The sequence below is a fragment of the Calothrix anomala FACHB-343 genome (genome assembly GCF_014696435.1).
Lineage (GTDB): Bacteria > Cyanobacteriota > Cyanobacteriia > Cyanobacteriales > Nostocaceae > Aulosira > Aulosira anomala_A.
In genome coordinates, this window is record NZ_JACJQG010000033.1 from 21,970 (window position 1) to 36,682 (window position 14,713).

Below are 14,713 nucleotides of genomic sequence, written 5' to 3' on the forward strand. Positions count from 1 at the left end.
TACAATTGACCTGTACAAAAAGTCCTGAGTAGTTGGTGCTGGTGACGGATATTACACCAAAAACAAGACTAAATTCGGGGACAACGTTGTTCTAAGCAGGATTTTAGGGTATTAGGGTCAAATAAAATTGGTAAAAAGTGAATACTTTTGATTTCTTTAAAATAAAACAATATCGGTATGGGATTCCAAAATATCCGCCAGTTTTGCCATTCCTGATAGGGAAACCGCCGAAGTAATTCTTCGCCCCTGTAAAGATCTAAATCAGTAGCGGTAAATCTTAACCGCAATGTCGCCGCCTGAAACATCAAAAACAAACCAAACAAGCCAATAATACCGCCTAGCAGAGGTTGAACTAACAGTAGGGGAATTGACCCAATTACCAAAACTACGGGGATATTGTAGCTAGGTTTGAGTTCTACTGTAGATGTGGTGTTAGGTGCAAATGAACTAGTCATAGTGCCAAATTCTATAGTCAAACATAATTTCCTATTTTAGGATTTTGCGGGTTACCAAATGCGCGATCGCCAAACTGTTGACCGTTGTACAGACGCGATTAATCGCGTCTCTAACAATTAATCGCGTCTCTAACAATTAACCTACATCCCTTTAATGAATGCACTACCCATACCCTGAAACATTAACCAGGAAAGGAAGAAGTTACTCACAAATATAATTAGTAAAGCTGTAACCACAGCCGTTGTGGTAGATTGTCCCACGCCTTTGGCTCCTCCGGTTGTCGTTAAGCCCCAGCTGCAACCAATCACCGCAATTAAAATCCCAAAGCAAAACGCCTTAATCAGGGCGCTGCAAATATCCCAGAGTCCCAATAAATTCCGGGCTGAATCGAGAAATGTTGTATCAGCAATGTTGTACAAGTTTCCAGCAATTACCAATCCTCCCAACATCCCCGTGACTAGAGATAGCAGCGTTAAAATGGGCAGCATCAAGCAGCAAGCCAAAACGCGGGGAATTACTAGGTAATCAATTGGGTCAGTTTTTAAAATCAACAGCGCGTCAATTTGCTCTGTGACTCGCATCGTACCAATTTCTGCTGCAAAGGCTGAACCTACTCGCCCTGCCAAAATTACGGCTGTTAATACAGGCGAGAGTTCTCTGGTTAAGGCTACCGCCAGCACCCCGCCAACCAAATTACCCGCCCCAAAGTTAACAAATTCTCGCGCTACCTGGATGGTAAACACTGCACCGACAAAAATAGCGGTTAATAAGGCAATAAACAGAGAATCTGGCCCTACTGCTGCCATTTGCTCTTTCGTATTGCGCCAATGAATTTTGACTCTTAGGAGGTGAACTATTACTTGTCCACCCAAAAAAATCGCCGCCAGTAGTCTCTGACTCCACGCGCCTAAACTGGATTTGGATGTAGTCTCACTCAATGTTTTGTAGCTAACTCGGTAACTGCCTTAAGAATAGCGAAAGTCAATGGGCAATAGTCAATAGTCAATAGTCAATAGTCAATAGTCATTGGGCATTAGGCATTGGGCATTGGGCATTGGGCATTGAGTTTTGATTAATTATCTCTTTTGCTCCCCCTTGTCCCCCTTGTCCCCCTGCTCCCTGCCCCCTTGCCCTATAATTTGGGTGAAACATTAACTTACTTTAAACGGAGTCTCAGAAAGTTAAGACTGACGATCGCAGGCTTTATATTACTTCATGGGGAATGCTGTTAGCTGAAAACCTGATTTAGCAAGGATTTTTTGGATCATACTGCTGAGTTTTACAGGCTGGATTTGCGATCGCAGGTAACAGACTTATTTAATGAAAACTTAAGATTTTTGACATCTTCACTCCGATGGAGCGATCGCAATTATTGTAGAGAATGACAATATTGCTTTTTGCTTGTTGTAACCTGTTACTGCGGAGTGTCGTTTATATGACTACTTTTACTAACTTTCTCCGTTCTTTACTGCTAACTGCGATTTTTAGCTTTCTCGTGCCGATGTTTTTAGTTGGTGGTTTCTTGCTCCTCCTTCCTGTTATCGGTTACGTTCCTGGGTTCGATGCCCTCACAGATGCGATCGCTAGCCAAATTTTATATTTTCTGGGTATTTTTGGTACCGATAGTCCTTTACGCGGCTTAATTGTCATTAGTTTGACATTTAGCTTTGTTGGTGCTTTGTTTGATGTTTACGCTTATTATCGGTGTCAAATTTTACGGATTGATTCCTAAGTTAGGGTTAAGCGATTTTTTTAAGTATTATTGGCTACTAAGTTCTCAAAAACTATTATTCTCTTCTATATACCCAGATTCAGAGGATTTTGCTGTCTCTCACAGCTAACTAATGGCTGCATCTTAACCATGCCTCAAAGCTAGATTTGCTAGGCAATTATTGTTGTATCTATGTATCTACTATTCACTTCTTCTCTAGAGAATTACTTAATACTTAGCCCTTCAGGCAGACATTGATCCAACCAAAACGCACAATCTAGTATTGCTTTTAACAATTGGTTGACTTAATAATTTACACTTTTTCCTAACAAAAAATAGAATATCAAAAAAGCATCTGTGTAAATATAAAAACTTTCTTAAATTTTTTATTGAAAGCGGCGGGAAACTTCATCCCCATGCCCGATGCCCCATTCCCCATGCCCAAAAACTCCATCCCCTTGTGGGTGGAGTTTTTTATATTGGTTTTATCTAAGCTAAACAAGTCGTCAGACCGCTCAAGATCTTAAGATTGAGTTGATTACGAGATTTGATGACAGCTTATGATTTGGCCCTTTAAGCCCAAGTTTAGTAAACAAATTGCGCGGATTGAAATTACTGGTGCAATCTCTGGGGGAACGCGCAAACGTGTTCTAGAAGCATTAAAAACAGTAGAGGAAAAAAAGTTTCCGGCTTTACTGCTACGAATTGACAGTCCTGGCGGGACAGTGGGAGATTCTCAAGAAATTTACAGCGCCTTGAAACGCCTGCGGGAGAAAATGAAAATTGTTGCCAGTTTTGGCAATATTTCGGCTTCTGGCGGCGTTTATATTGGTATGGGAGCCGAACATATCATAGCTAACCCCGGTACCATTACGGGGAGTATTGGTGTAATACTGCGCGGCAATAACCTAGAGCGCCTGCTAGATAAAATTGGTGTTTCCTTTAAGGTAATTAAATCCGGCCCTTACAAAGATATTTTGGCATTTGACCGCGAATTAACACCAGAAGAACAAACTATTCTGCAAGAATTAATTGATGTCAGTTATCAACAGTTTGTGCAAACCGTCGCGGAAGCCCGTTCTTTAGCGGTAGAAACTGTGAAAAGTTTCGCTGATGGGCGAATTTTCACCGGACAGCAAGCTTTAGAGTTAGGTGTGGTAGATCGCTTGGGAACAGAAGAAGATGCGCGACGCTGGACAGCAGAACTAGTCGGACTCGATCCCGAAAAAACCCAATGCTTTACTTTGGAGGAACGTAAACCTTTGTTAAGTCGATTGCTACCAGGAAGTCGTCAAGCTTCCGCAGGAATTGGCGCTGGTATTGACTGGCTAGAGTTTGAGATGTCTACAAGTGGTTTACCCCTGTGGTTATATCGACCGTAAATAGTTATTAGTCACAGTTAAATCAACAGTGATAAAAACTATAAAGTGAGAAAAGATAGCTGTTGATAATTTAAGGAGGATTGGGCGTGGATTGGCAAATGCGGGCTATTCGTGGAGCAACAACCGTTTCGGAAAACACAATTGAGGCGATGAGAGAAGCGGTTACAGAGTTACTAGATGAATTAGAAAGCCGGAATAATCTCCAGCCAAAGGATATTATTAGCGTGACATTCTCAGTCACCAAAGATTTGGATGCGATTTTTCCAGCTGCGATCGCCAGAACTCGTCCAGATTGGGATGGGGTGGCGATGCTAGATGTGCAGCAAATGCATGTCGAAGGTAGCTTACAGCGCTGTATCCGCTTTTTAATCCACGTTTACCTGCCAATCTCCGCACCAATTTACCATATTTATTTGCGTCATGCGGCTAACCTGCGTCCTGACTGGAGTTTACCCCAGTCATTAGCAGGATCGCCCCAAGTAGTAGTAACCACAAGTGGCGATCGCGAATAACTTCCCACTTAGTTAGCGCAGTTAAGCATGGCGTTACACAGGTTTACCAGCTTGTAGACGCCAAAGGCGTCTTCTCGCCAGGTGAAATAACAAGGAGGACAAGGGAGACAAGCAGGACAAATGACTACTGACAATTGTACAGACGCGATTTATCGCGTCTCTGACAAATGACTAATTCCAATTGCCAACTACAGTAAAGGCAGACCAATAATAAGGATGGGATAGTGACAAATTGTCAGGTGCATTGATTTCTGCTGGTAGGGAGACAAGATTATTTTCTCCCAAACGTAACTTACCATCCTCTATGCGCACTTCGCCTTTAAGCATGGCTAATTGGGCTTCTCTGAGTGCCAAAGACCTTAAAGATTTAGCCTTTAACTGATCATAAAATTTAGTCATCAGCGCTAGAGAACCTTCATCGCTGACGTACCACAGACTACCTAGTGCAGTTTTGACTCCAGCTTGGACTGCTAACCCTGCAAATCCTAATTCGGCTTCATCGTTTCCTAAAGCAGTTGTACAAGCACTCAATACCAACATTTCTACTTTCGGTTCAGCACTCCATTTTAATTCCTGAGATAAGCCTCGGAGTTGATTTAAGCGAATTTTCTCATTCCACAACTGAATATAAGACTTACTCAGTTCTCCTGCATTAAATTGTCCGTGGGTTGCTAGGTGAATAATGCCAAAACGCTGTTTGCTACTGACAGACTTGAGGTTTTCAATGGTAGAAGCTGTGTTTAATAATGACTGAGACTGTCCTTGCCAAATTTTATTAGTTAATGTGCTAATTTCTACCCCTGCAAATGGCAATGGTACTTGCTCTTCTGTACTTTCTGATACTCCTACTGCTAAAACTTGGGATTGGGCGATCGGTGCAAACCGGGTATCTGTGAGGCTGAAGCTAGGTATTAGGGCTACACTGTATTTTTCAATGATGAACTGTTTACCATCATGTAAAGCTGCAATGGGAAGCGATCGCAAACCGCTATCCATTGAGAAAATTACAGTATTGATTTTGTTAGCTTGTAAAGTAGTTTCAAAAGGTGCAACTATCCATTGATAAAGTTGTTGGGAACTTTTGAGATAATTATTCTTTTCATTTCTAAAGTTAGTAATTTTTTGACGAAAATCTTGAGCAGTTTTTTGCACAAGATTATGTTTCGCTTCGGGGATATTCTTACGGATTGGTTCTAGATTGGCGCTGGCACTATTTAAACATTTAGAATTACTAGCAGAACTTTGCGGTGCGCCACTAGGCAGGATAAGAATTAAATCCAGTTTGTCTTGTAAAGAAGTTACATACAATATAGCCGCATTTTGTCCAGTTTGCTGACATAAATTTCTTAAAGTATCTGCAATCTCTTTAGTTGAAGCAATATCTCCATAGAAAGATGTACCAAATCTTTCACCAATTTCTACTGCTTGTAATTCTTCAAATTGTTCAACAGCTTGCTCGACTGGTGCGGATTCAAAACTTTTATCAAATACATCGCGGTCAACTTCAATTCCATCCCCATCTGTATTATTTGGTATTTCTTGAGGATCGGGGCCAGTGACATCTGAATTATTGATAATTTCCTGATTGTCAGGTAGGGTAGTATCTGATTGATTCAAGGATTGGGCATTAACCGATTTAAAGATAATTAATACTAAAACCACTGATAAGAAAATGCCCAAGAATGAACGAGGTATTTTCATCATAATATTTTCCTATTGTGTCAGAGATTTAATTTAAAAAGAAATGCCATAACCAATACCAAAAATAAAGCGAGCGCCATCACCTGCATTTCCTGTAATATCGCTCACTGCTGGTGTTATGACTAAAGGAGTGTTTTTAAATGGTGTAATCGATAATCCTAGAGTTAAATCTTGTCCAGTCCATTCGGCGATCGCGTTTACAGGTTGCGCTACTCTTAAGGCTACACTACCAAACACGCCGATAGAATCAACTTTATTATTAATATCAGATTCCGAGCGAAATTGACCGCCACCAATACCAACAGATACATAAAGACGACTCAAAGGTTTAGTATCGCTATCTTGGAGGCGAAACATTTTAGTAACTACACCATAAGCGCTTGTACCGCCGTCAGTTTCACCAAAAGTCAACACATTTTTCACGCCAAAAGCTACAGCAAAATCCTCTGGAAGCCGACGATGTAATTTAAAACTGATAGTACCATCTTGAAGATTATCGAGGTCAACAATACCTAAACTGACATCTAAACCTACAGACTTTTGCGCATCACCGAAACCTATACCAAATCCAATCACACCATCAGCTGTATCAGTAAAGCGAGTTCGCGATTGTAACCCCAAGCCTACAGCCGCACTTCCCCAAGATTTACCATAAGCTGATGGCGTTTGAATCGTGACCCCAGGAGATGTTACTGCACCAGTTCTTTTTTTTCTAAATGCGGCGGGGATTCTTTGCGGTTGAAATGGTTTTTGTTCTGGGGAAGTAGGTTCTATCTGTAAAGGTTGTTGTCCAACTGGCTGTGATGTTGATTCGTTCGTAATTCCCGTTGCTTGAGTTAGATAAAATGGCTCTATCTCTTCAGGGGAAGGTATGGTGAAAGTTATAGATTCTTTACCAAATTCTTCGGGATTCGGCAGTGCCGAAAAATTTTGTAATTTTTCAATCTTACTAGGGACAAATTCATCCTGATAGATAATTTCTGTCGTGTAATTATTACTATTTGTGGTTATAAGCGGGTATTCTCCTAGAAAGTAAAGCATATTTATCCTAAGCTCATTAATAATTGGTCTTGGTGATATTCTTACTATCTAACCAACAAATAGATCGGATTTCGTCCCTTGTAACAATTTGATAGTTTTAATCTAGCATTAGTCTTAATTATTACTCTGTTAACAACCGTATTTATATTGAAGCTGTTTCTAAAAAATATTCACATGATTGTATATTGCAATACAAAAAAATCTTATTTAAAACCATAACTAAGTGAATGAAGCAAATTAAGGTAATAATTTAACTTAGCCACTGAATGTTTTATAATTAGTTATACTGTCAAGCTAAATTAGCCTAATCCTGACAATTAGCCTTATATAATCATGAATTCAATCAATCTCTGGACTTCTGCAGAACACGCTTTGAGATATCTAGCAAAAGCAGATTCTATACCTCACCGTACTGAAGGGGAAGCAGTCTTATTAGAACATGTCCCCAAGACTGTAAAGCGAATTCTGGATTTAGGAACTGGTGACGGGCGCTTACTAGGATTACTGAAAATTGAGCGTCCGCAAGCGCAGAGTATTGCCATTGATTTTTCTGCAACTATGTTAGAAGCGGTTAGAACACGTTTCGCTGACGATTCAACTGTACAAGTAATAGCCCATAACTTAGATCAACCTTTACCAGAATTAGGTTCTTTTGATGCAGTGGTTTCCAGCTTTGCGATCCACCACCTCAGCGACGATCGCAAACTTTCCCTGTACAGAGAAATTTTTCAGATATTAGAACCTGGCGGAATTTTTTGCAATTTAGAACATGTGGCTTCACCCACACCAGCATTACATGAACATTTTTTACAACAGCTAGGTATCGCACCCGAAAACGACGACCCATCAAATAAACTTTTAGATGTAGAAACACAGCTAAATTGGTTACGCAAAATTGGCTTTACCGATGTGGATTGTTACTGGAAGTGGCTAGAACTGGCGTTATTAATTGGGGTGAAACCTGACTCAATTTAATATTTGAGTGTAGGATGTGAAATGAAGATAACGATTAAAAAGCGATCGCTATGGTCGTAACTCCAGCAAAGTGGACAATAGAAGAGTACCACCGCATGATTGCAGCCGGTATATTAGACAATCGGCTTGTGGAATTGTTGCAGGGAAAGATTATCGAGATGTCACCAGAAGGAGAACCCCACGCCTATTTTAGTAGCGAAGCCGGGGAATATCTCACGCGATTATTAGGCGATCGCGCGACAATTCGTCCAGCAAAACCAATTACCCTGGTGAATAACTCGGAACCAGAACCAGATATTGCGATCGTCCAACGTTTAGGGCGTGAATATCTTAATCATCATCCTTATGCGGAAAATATTTTCTGGCTGATTGAATACTCTGATTCCAGCTTAGAAAAAGATTTAGAGATAAAAACTAAAATTTATGCTGAAGCGGAAATTCCAGAGTATTGGGTAGTGAATTTAAGAAAAAGGCAGCTTGTAGTATTTAGAGATCCCCAAGATGGGGAATATGCTTCTAAATCTACACTTACAGGGGGTACTATTTACCCAGTAGCATTTCCAGATATAGCTGTTGCAGTAGATTTAATTGTTAGTTCTTAGAACAAAAATACTGATAATTTTAAATAAGTATCAGCCCAATTTGCCATAATACCTTGTATGGTATTTCTACATCCGCTTTCAGATTTTATTAACTGCAATTCTCCTATTAGCAACCCATCGCCTAACTATTACTATGAAGGGTATTGTCCGCAAACTGGGAATTTACTCAGATTACCCCGTACAGCTTTAGTAGAAGCGATCGCTCAAAGTTTAATGCAACAACTAGCCAAAGATGACCTTTATTCCCAAGAAGGTAAGATGTATGGGGTATTGCTGGTTGAACTACCTACAGGCGAACAGCGCATCATCAAAGCTTTCTCTGGTTTACTGAATGGTTGTAGTGTAGCCGCAGGTTGGGTTCCGCCAATTCCAGGGCGCGAAGAAGTTGCTGAACAAGAAGCTCAAACTTTGGTGGAATTGGCAGATATCAAACAAGAATTGATTAATTTACAGCAAATTCCCCAAAGACAAGAATACGAAAAGCGATCGCAGGAATTTACACAACAATTACAAGCAATGCGCGATCGCCATCGTCAGCGCAAACATCAACGCCAAGCAGAACGCCAGCACATCTGCAATACAGTCACAGGTGAAGCACTGACTATTGCTTTAGAAAAACTTGATGCAGAAAGCCGTCAGGAGGGAATTGCAGAACGCCACCTGAAACGCCAGCAAAATCAAGTATTACAGCCGCTTCAGCAGGTAATCAGCGCTGCAGATCAACGGATGCTGGAATTAAAACAGCAGCGCAAACAGCGATCGCGCCAACTCCAAACGCAAATGCACGCAGCTTATACCCTAATTAATTTTTATGGACAATCGCGATCGCTACAACAATTAATACCATCAGGATTACCCACAGGTACAGGGGATTGTTGCGCCCCTAAACTATTACAATATGCAGCGATGCATCATCTCAAACCCTTAGCAATGGCGGAATTTTGGTGGGGTTCTCCATCAATAACTGGAGATAAAATCCCCGGTGAATTTTACGGTGCTTGTGCAGAACGCTGTCAGCCATTAATGGGATTTTTACTTTCAGGTTTAAAAGAAGTTAACTCTGCAAATCTCTTATCTATTAATATAGAAAAGGACGAAACACTCTCAATTATTTACGAAGATGAATGGTTAATTGCTATTAATAAACCCGCAGGATTATTATCAGTTCCCGGACGTTATTTAGATACTCAAGATAGTGTTCTCAGTCGGTTACGCAATATATTACCAGATGGGATGTCACTCAATGCCGTGCATAGACTGGATCGAGACACTTCTGGTATTTTACTTTTGGCACGCGATCGCCTAACTTATCGCCAACTCAGCCAACAATTTCAGCAACAGCAAGTTAACAAAATTTATGAAGCTTTACTTTCTGGTATTCTCACTGCTGAGAAAGGTGTAATTGAACTTCCATTATGGGGAAATCCTGATAATCGCCCCTATCAACAAGTTGATTGGCAATATGGTAAACCCAGCATTACCCATTTTCAAGTAATAGTGAGAGAAGGAAACTATACCCGCGTTGAATTTAAACCCCTAACAGGACGCACCCATCAAATTAGAGTTCATGCTGCTGATATTCAAGGACTAGCTACACCAATTTTAGGAGATAAGTTATATGAGAATAATAGCCAAGTAAATCGCTTACATCTCCATGCTAGAGAAATTAACTTTCAGCATCCCCAGTTAGAAGAAACTGTTTATCTACAAATAAAAACGCCATTTTAAATTAATACAATTATGCAATAAATAATATACAGTATATTTCAGTTAAGCGCTTTGGGGCATGGCAATGCCAGTGCCCCTACAATCAACGATCATCTATACTTCGCCAACTGGCAATATATAGCTGTAGCCAGGTAGATTAGGACATCAACCTAATACCAATTCAAATAATGTTTCCGACAGATAAATTCTTTGTAGGGGCACGGCATCCACAATCTGTTGGCATATCAAATATTTTACTGGTGCCGTGCCCCTACTACCCATCTGTCGCGTTCTTTTTTCAAAATGGTATAAGATTGCAATAAAAGGCTTTTAAGTCTGTCAACAGTCAACTGTCAACAGCTATACTTTATCATTTGTATATGATAATTATGGGTGTCACCTTTGGTTGATTGGGATTGCTGAGATTTAATCTATAATGTACTCTTAAAAATTTGTCATTTCTACCACCTCGGACAGTAACTATATAATTAGCATTTCGCGAAGAGTCTTTGGCAACTTTTTCAATTACTTTATCTTGAATCAATTGAGCTTGTTTTAATTTTTGCGGCTGTGCATTAAAGGTTGCCAAACAAAAAACACCTGTGGCATTAGGAAATTTATATACTTGTAAAAAATATTTTTGCCGATTAACATCAAAAGCAGATGTTAAATATATAGTGCCGCGCTTTTGAGGGGGAATTTTTCTAAAAACTTCTGGTGTTCTTACATGATACTGGCAATTATTATCAATAATTGGTTCGCCAGCATTAATAGGTTTTGATATAATTGATATACTAGCTATGAATAAACTTAAACCTGTTAAGCTCAATCCAATAGATTTTAAGTAAGGGAACATATATTTTACTCCTGATTCCATCTCTGGTGACGGAGTAAAATTTTAGCTAGTTCCTTTAACAATTCAAAATTCAAAATTCAAAATTCTCTCTTGGAAAGTTCTGATCGGAGGAAACCTCCGCTCAGACTTTCCGCAAAATTAAAGACATTTTCATTCGGAGATTTAAGCCCTAACTAAAAATCTGCTCATTGTAGATGAAGGGATCTTAAAGCCTTGAATGTACGATCAGGTTTTGCATAAGTACTTAAGAGGCGATCGCACTATTCAAAACCTACATTTTTGCTCTTTGCTTTAATCGATTCGACAACGCCCTTCACCATCACAAAGTTGCTGTTGACGCTGGGAAATAATATCTTGTAACTTCGGTCTTCCTGTCAACGCCAGTCGCCAATCTGCCCAAATTCCATAGAGAAAATCTGCGATCGCGCCTACTATCGGTAACTTAGTAACACTATATACCCAACCTATCCCCAGAACCTCATAAACCCGGCGAAACACCTCCACATTCTTTACTACCGTTCCATCAGCTAAAACTGCATGGATGCGTCCCATCGCTGTTTCATAGTCAATATTGCCATGTGCTGTTGGGTTATAGTCATTGTCTGCAATATCCACAAAATTCACTAATCCTCGTCCAGCATCGCGTTTTTGCAGAAAATTCACCTCACGCAGACACAAAGGACATTCACCGTCATACAACAGTTCGATTTTCCATGTGGGTGCAGTCTTGGCAATAGAGGATTGAGAATTGAGTGAAGACATAGAGGCGCTTTTATTAAGATTCTTATACTTATATATATATTGTAGAGAAATTCATCGCCGAAAGAATCGCCGCTTACTGAAAGCCAATGTTGCCAATAGTCCGGGTAAAGCTTGGCATATATATATTGATATCTACCGAGACTGCTACACCCATTACTAAAGTCAGCAGTAACCTCGACAAGCCTAACTAAAGACTGCACTAGCTCGTAATTAGCGACTAAACAAACACGCTTTGCAGAAGAAAAAACTGAACCATAGAGAAAAAGTTATAGTATTTTTGCAAAAACCTTTAGATATAAATTTTTCTATGCCTATTGAAGTAAATACTTATTCACAATTGTTTACAAAGTCGAGTAGAATGACCTTATTCACAGATAAGTATTTTTTCTTATTGACATGATAGCGGATCGATTTCCCTGGCTTACCGCGATTGTTCTACTGCCACTGGTTGCTTCCCTGCTTATCCCTGCGCTGCCTGATAAAGATGGCAAACGCGTGCGGTGGTATGCCCTTGGCGTAGGTATCGCAGACTTTGTTTTAATGTGCTATGCCTTTTGGAAGCATTACGATGCCAGCAGTGCTAGTTTTCAACTCGTGGAAAATTATGCCTGGCTGCCCCAGTTAGGTCTTAACTGGGCTGTATCGGTCGATGGGCTATCAGTCCCATTGGTACTGCTAGCAGGATTTGTCACCACACTCTCCATGTTTTCTGCGTGGCAAGTCGATCGCAGACCAAAACTATTCTACTTTTTAATGTTGGTTCTGTATTCAGCACAGATTGGGGTATTCGTTGCTCAAGACTTGCTGCTGTTCTTCATCATGTGGGAAGTCGAGCTGATTCCCGTCTACCTCCTCGTCTGTATTTGGGGCGGACAAAAGCGCCGCTACGCAGCAACTAAATTTTTGTTATATACCGCAGCCGCTTCTATATTTATTCTCGTCGCCGCATTGGCAATGGCGCTCTCCGGTGGCGGTACCATGACTTTTGATATGGCTGCTTTGGGAATGAAAGATTTCCCCCTGGGTCTAGAACTGTTGCTCTATGCAGGATTATTAATAGCCTTTGGTGTTAAGCTGGCTATTTTCCCGCTCCACACTTGGTTACCTGATGCTCACGGTGAAGCTTCTGCGCCCGTATCAATGATTTTGGCTGGCGTACTTCTAAAAATGGGTGGATACGGTCTAATTCGCTTAAATTTAGAACTTTTACCCGACGCTCACGTATACTTTGCCCCTGTTTTAGCTATCTTAGGTGTTGTTAACATTATCTACGGCGCGCTGAACTCCTTTGCCCAAACCAACATGAAGCGCCGCTTGGCTTATTCCTCAATTTCCCACATGGGCTTTGTATTGTTGGGAATTGCTTCTTTCACCGATTTGGGAATCAATGGCGCAATGTTGCAGATGATTTCCCACGGTTTGATTGCTTCAGTCCTGTTCTTCTTAGCAGGTGTGACTTACGACCGTACTCATACAATGGCAATGGAAAGTATGGGCGGTATCGGTCAAGCAATGCCTAAAGTATTTGCTCTGTTTACCATCGGTGCAATGGCTTCTCTGGCTCTCCCTGGAATGAGCGGCTTTGTCGGCGAGCTTTCGGTATTCGTTGGTGTAACTACTAGCGATATTTACAGTTCGACTTTCTGCACAGTGACAGTTTTCCTCGCGGCTGTGGGCGTAATTCTCACGCCAATCTATCTCCTTTCCATGTTGCGCCAGGTATTTTATGGCACTGGTCAAGCGCCTACCTGCGACCTGACAGATGGCGGATTTAAGAATGACGAAGCAGAAGAAGCTGTATGTTTTGGTACAGATTGCGTTCTACCTACCCAAGCAGTGTATAGAGATGCTAGCCCTCGTGAAGTGTTTATTGCTGCCTGCTTTATCGTGTTAATTATCGGCATTGGCTTTTATCCCAAGGTAGCGATGCAGATGTACGATGTGAAGACTGTGGCAATCAATGCTCAGGTACGCGAATCTTACACTGTCATTTCCCAAGCCAATCCCCGGATTTACGCTAGTGGATTTTTAGCTCCCCAGATTACAGAACCGGAAATCTCACCAGTTTTGGCAACTATGAAGTAAGCTTTTCGACCTCTATTATCTGTTGAAAATGTAGCGATCGCTCTTTGTGGGGCGATCGCTTTTTTTTGCTTATATATCTGTATAAAACATCTATCTATAGATATAAATCCTGAAAAATGCTTTGTTATACCAATTCTCCAAAATGCAGCAACAGATGCCAGATCAAAAACCCTTGCTATATATGGCTTTCTTAATTTTGAATTTTGAATTTTGAATTTTGAATTGGTATTACCTCTACTTTTCCCATGAAGGATTGACGGGAATGAATTTAAATATGATATGATTTGTCCTGTGCAAATGTTATGATTTGTAACGTAACTCTAATTTACTCTCTAGTAGATTATTTGCTGGCTTAGGCTAAAACAGCTTAATTTAGAGGTATAAAGCCAATTAAATCAAGTAAAATTTTTGCATAAAAGATTTTTGCTTAATAAAGTTAACATTTCGTTAACTAATGGTTCATATATATTTAAATTCAGAATTTTTCGGAATTACTGAGATAAATATATGAAATACTGAGCATTAATTTTACTTGAGTTAAGAGGAATAATACTAAGCTAATGCGCGTCTAAATTGCATAACTACTAATAAGGGCTGTCAACAGTCAACAGTCAACAGTCAACAGCCAACAGTCAACAGCCCTCACTATGGATTGTGCAACTTAAAAGCAGAATACCTTATCATCCTGAATAGAAGGTAGTCAGTCTTCTTAGTTTCTAGCCATTTTATGGTTTGGGACTAATGCTAAAAAACAACAATTTGAGGATTAATTATGGCTGTAATCTCAAATGTCAGTCTGAAGATAGACAAGATGAGTAATCTACTAAGATAGGATTTTTGCACAGTCGAAAAATCGGAAAATTGTTAGAGAAAAATACAGTGGAGTTAACGATCATTTAAGTAAAATTACTCAAAATCCACTG

13 protein-coding genes are annotated in these 14,713 nt (G+C 40.2%); 7 read left to right on the forward strand and 6 right to left on the reverse strand.

Annotation, left to right across the window (positions count from 1 at the left end; all coding sequences use genetic code 11):
• Positions 1–68 precede the first annotated feature (68 nt).
• Entirely contained in the window at positions 69–455 is a 387-nt protein-coding gene (locus H6G08_RS19070; protein WP_096645463.1) for a DUF3119 family protein, read from the reverse strand.
• 141 nt (positions 456–596) lie between these two features.
• Positions 597–1,394, reverse strand: coding sequence for an MlaE family lipid ABC transporter permease subunit (locus H6G08_RS19075; protein ID WP_190545742.1), 798 nt, complete (start codon positions 1,392–1,394; stop codon positions 597–599).
• A 497-nt stretch (positions 1,395–1,891) separates the two neighbouring features.
• Here H6G08_RS19075 and H6G08_RS19080 point away from each other — a divergent pair, with 497 nt between their 5' ends.
• The 3 genes from H6G08_RS19080 to aroH all read left to right on the forward strand — a co-directional run bounded on the left by H6G08_RS19080 (position 1,892) and on the right by aroH (position 4,061).
• A complete protein-coding gene (locus tag H6G08_RS19080; RefSeq protein ID WP_096645465.1) occupies positions 1,892–2,188 on the forward strand; it encodes a hypothetical protein in 297 nt (98 codons plus the stop codon).
• 539 nt (positions 2,189–2,727) lie between these two features.
• Entirely contained in the window at positions 2,728–3,549 is an 822-nt protein-coding gene (gene sppA / locus H6G08_RS19085; RefSeq protein WP_096645466.1) for a signal peptide peptidase SppA, read from the forward strand.
• Between the two features lie 86 nt (positions 3,550–3,635).
• Complete coding sequence (gene aroH, locus H6G08_RS19090) at positions 3,636–4,061, forward strand: chorismate mutase (RefSeq protein ID WP_313942124.1); 426 nt, start codon at positions 3,636–3,638, stop codon at positions 4,059–4,061.
• A gap of 171 nt (positions 4,062–4,232) precedes the next feature.
• Here aroH and H6G08_RS19095 read toward each other — a convergent pair whose 3' ends face one another.
• Together H6G08_RS19095 and H6G08_RS19100 are read right to left on the reverse strand one after the other, a co-directional pair.
• Positions 4,233–5,765: a CHAT domain-containing protein gene (locus H6G08_RS19095; protein ID WP_242046204.1), complete on the reverse strand. Its 1,533-nt coding sequence runs from the start codon at positions 5,763–5,765 to the stop codon at positions 4,233–4,235.
• Between the two features lie 30 nt (positions 5,766–5,795).
• Positions 5,796–6,803, reverse strand: a complete 1,008-nt coding sequence (locus tag H6G08_RS19100) for a hypothetical protein (RefSeq protein WP_190545743.1) — start codon at positions 6,801–6,803, stop codon at positions 5,796–5,798.
• Positions 6,804–7,136: 333 nt separating this feature from the next.
• Here H6G08_RS19100 and H6G08_RS19105 point away from each other — a divergent pair, with 333 nt between their 5' ends.
• Genes H6G08_RS19105 through H6G08_RS19115 form a run of 3 tightly spaced genes read left to right on the forward strand, consistent with a single transcriptional unit; the run spans position 7,137 to position 10,108 of the window.
• Positions 7,137–7,778: a class I SAM-dependent methyltransferase gene (locus H6G08_RS19105; RefSeq protein ID WP_190545745.1), complete on the forward strand. Its 642-nt coding sequence runs from the start codon at positions 7,137–7,139 to the stop codon at positions 7,776–7,778.
• A 50-nt stretch (positions 7,779–7,828) separates the two neighbouring features.
• Complete coding sequence (locus H6G08_RS19110; RefSeq protein ID WP_190545747.1) at positions 7,829–8,380, forward strand: Uma2 family endonuclease; 552 nt, start codon at positions 7,829–7,831, stop codon at positions 8,378–8,380.
• A gap of 57 nt (positions 8,381–8,437) precedes the next feature.
• Entirely contained in the window at positions 8,438–10,108 is a 1,671-nt protein-coding gene (locus H6G08_RS19115; protein WP_190545749.1) for an RluA family pseudouridine synthase, read from the forward strand.
• 349 nt (positions 10,109–10,457) lie between these two features.
• Here H6G08_RS19115 and H6G08_RS19120 read toward each other — a convergent pair whose 3' ends face one another.
• Both H6G08_RS19120 and H6G08_RS19125 read right to left on the reverse strand, forming a co-directional pair.
• Positions 10,458–10,964 carry a hypothetical protein gene (locus tag H6G08_RS19120; RefSeq protein ID WP_242046205.1) on the reverse strand — a complete coding sequence of 169 codons (507 nt, stop codon included), beginning with the start codon at positions 10,962–10,964 and terminating at the stop codon, positions 10,458–10,460.
• Positions 10,965–11,234: 270 nt separating this feature from the next.
• On the reverse strand, positions 11,235–11,705 hold the full coding sequence (locus H6G08_RS19125; RefSeq protein WP_190545751.1) for a thiol-disulfide oxidoreductase DCC family protein: 471 nt from the start codon (positions 11,703–11,705) through the stop codon (positions 11,235–11,237).
• Between the two features lie 396 nt (positions 11,706–12,101).
• On the opposite strand from H6G08_RS19125, the gene H6G08_RS19130 reads away from it, so the two are divergent.
• Entirely contained in the window at positions 12,102–13,790 is a 1,689-nt protein-coding gene (locus H6G08_RS19130) for an NAD(P)H-quinone oxidoreductase subunit 4 (protein ID WP_190545753.1), read from the forward strand.
• The last annotated feature ends 923 nt before the right edge of the window (positions 13,791–14,713 follow it).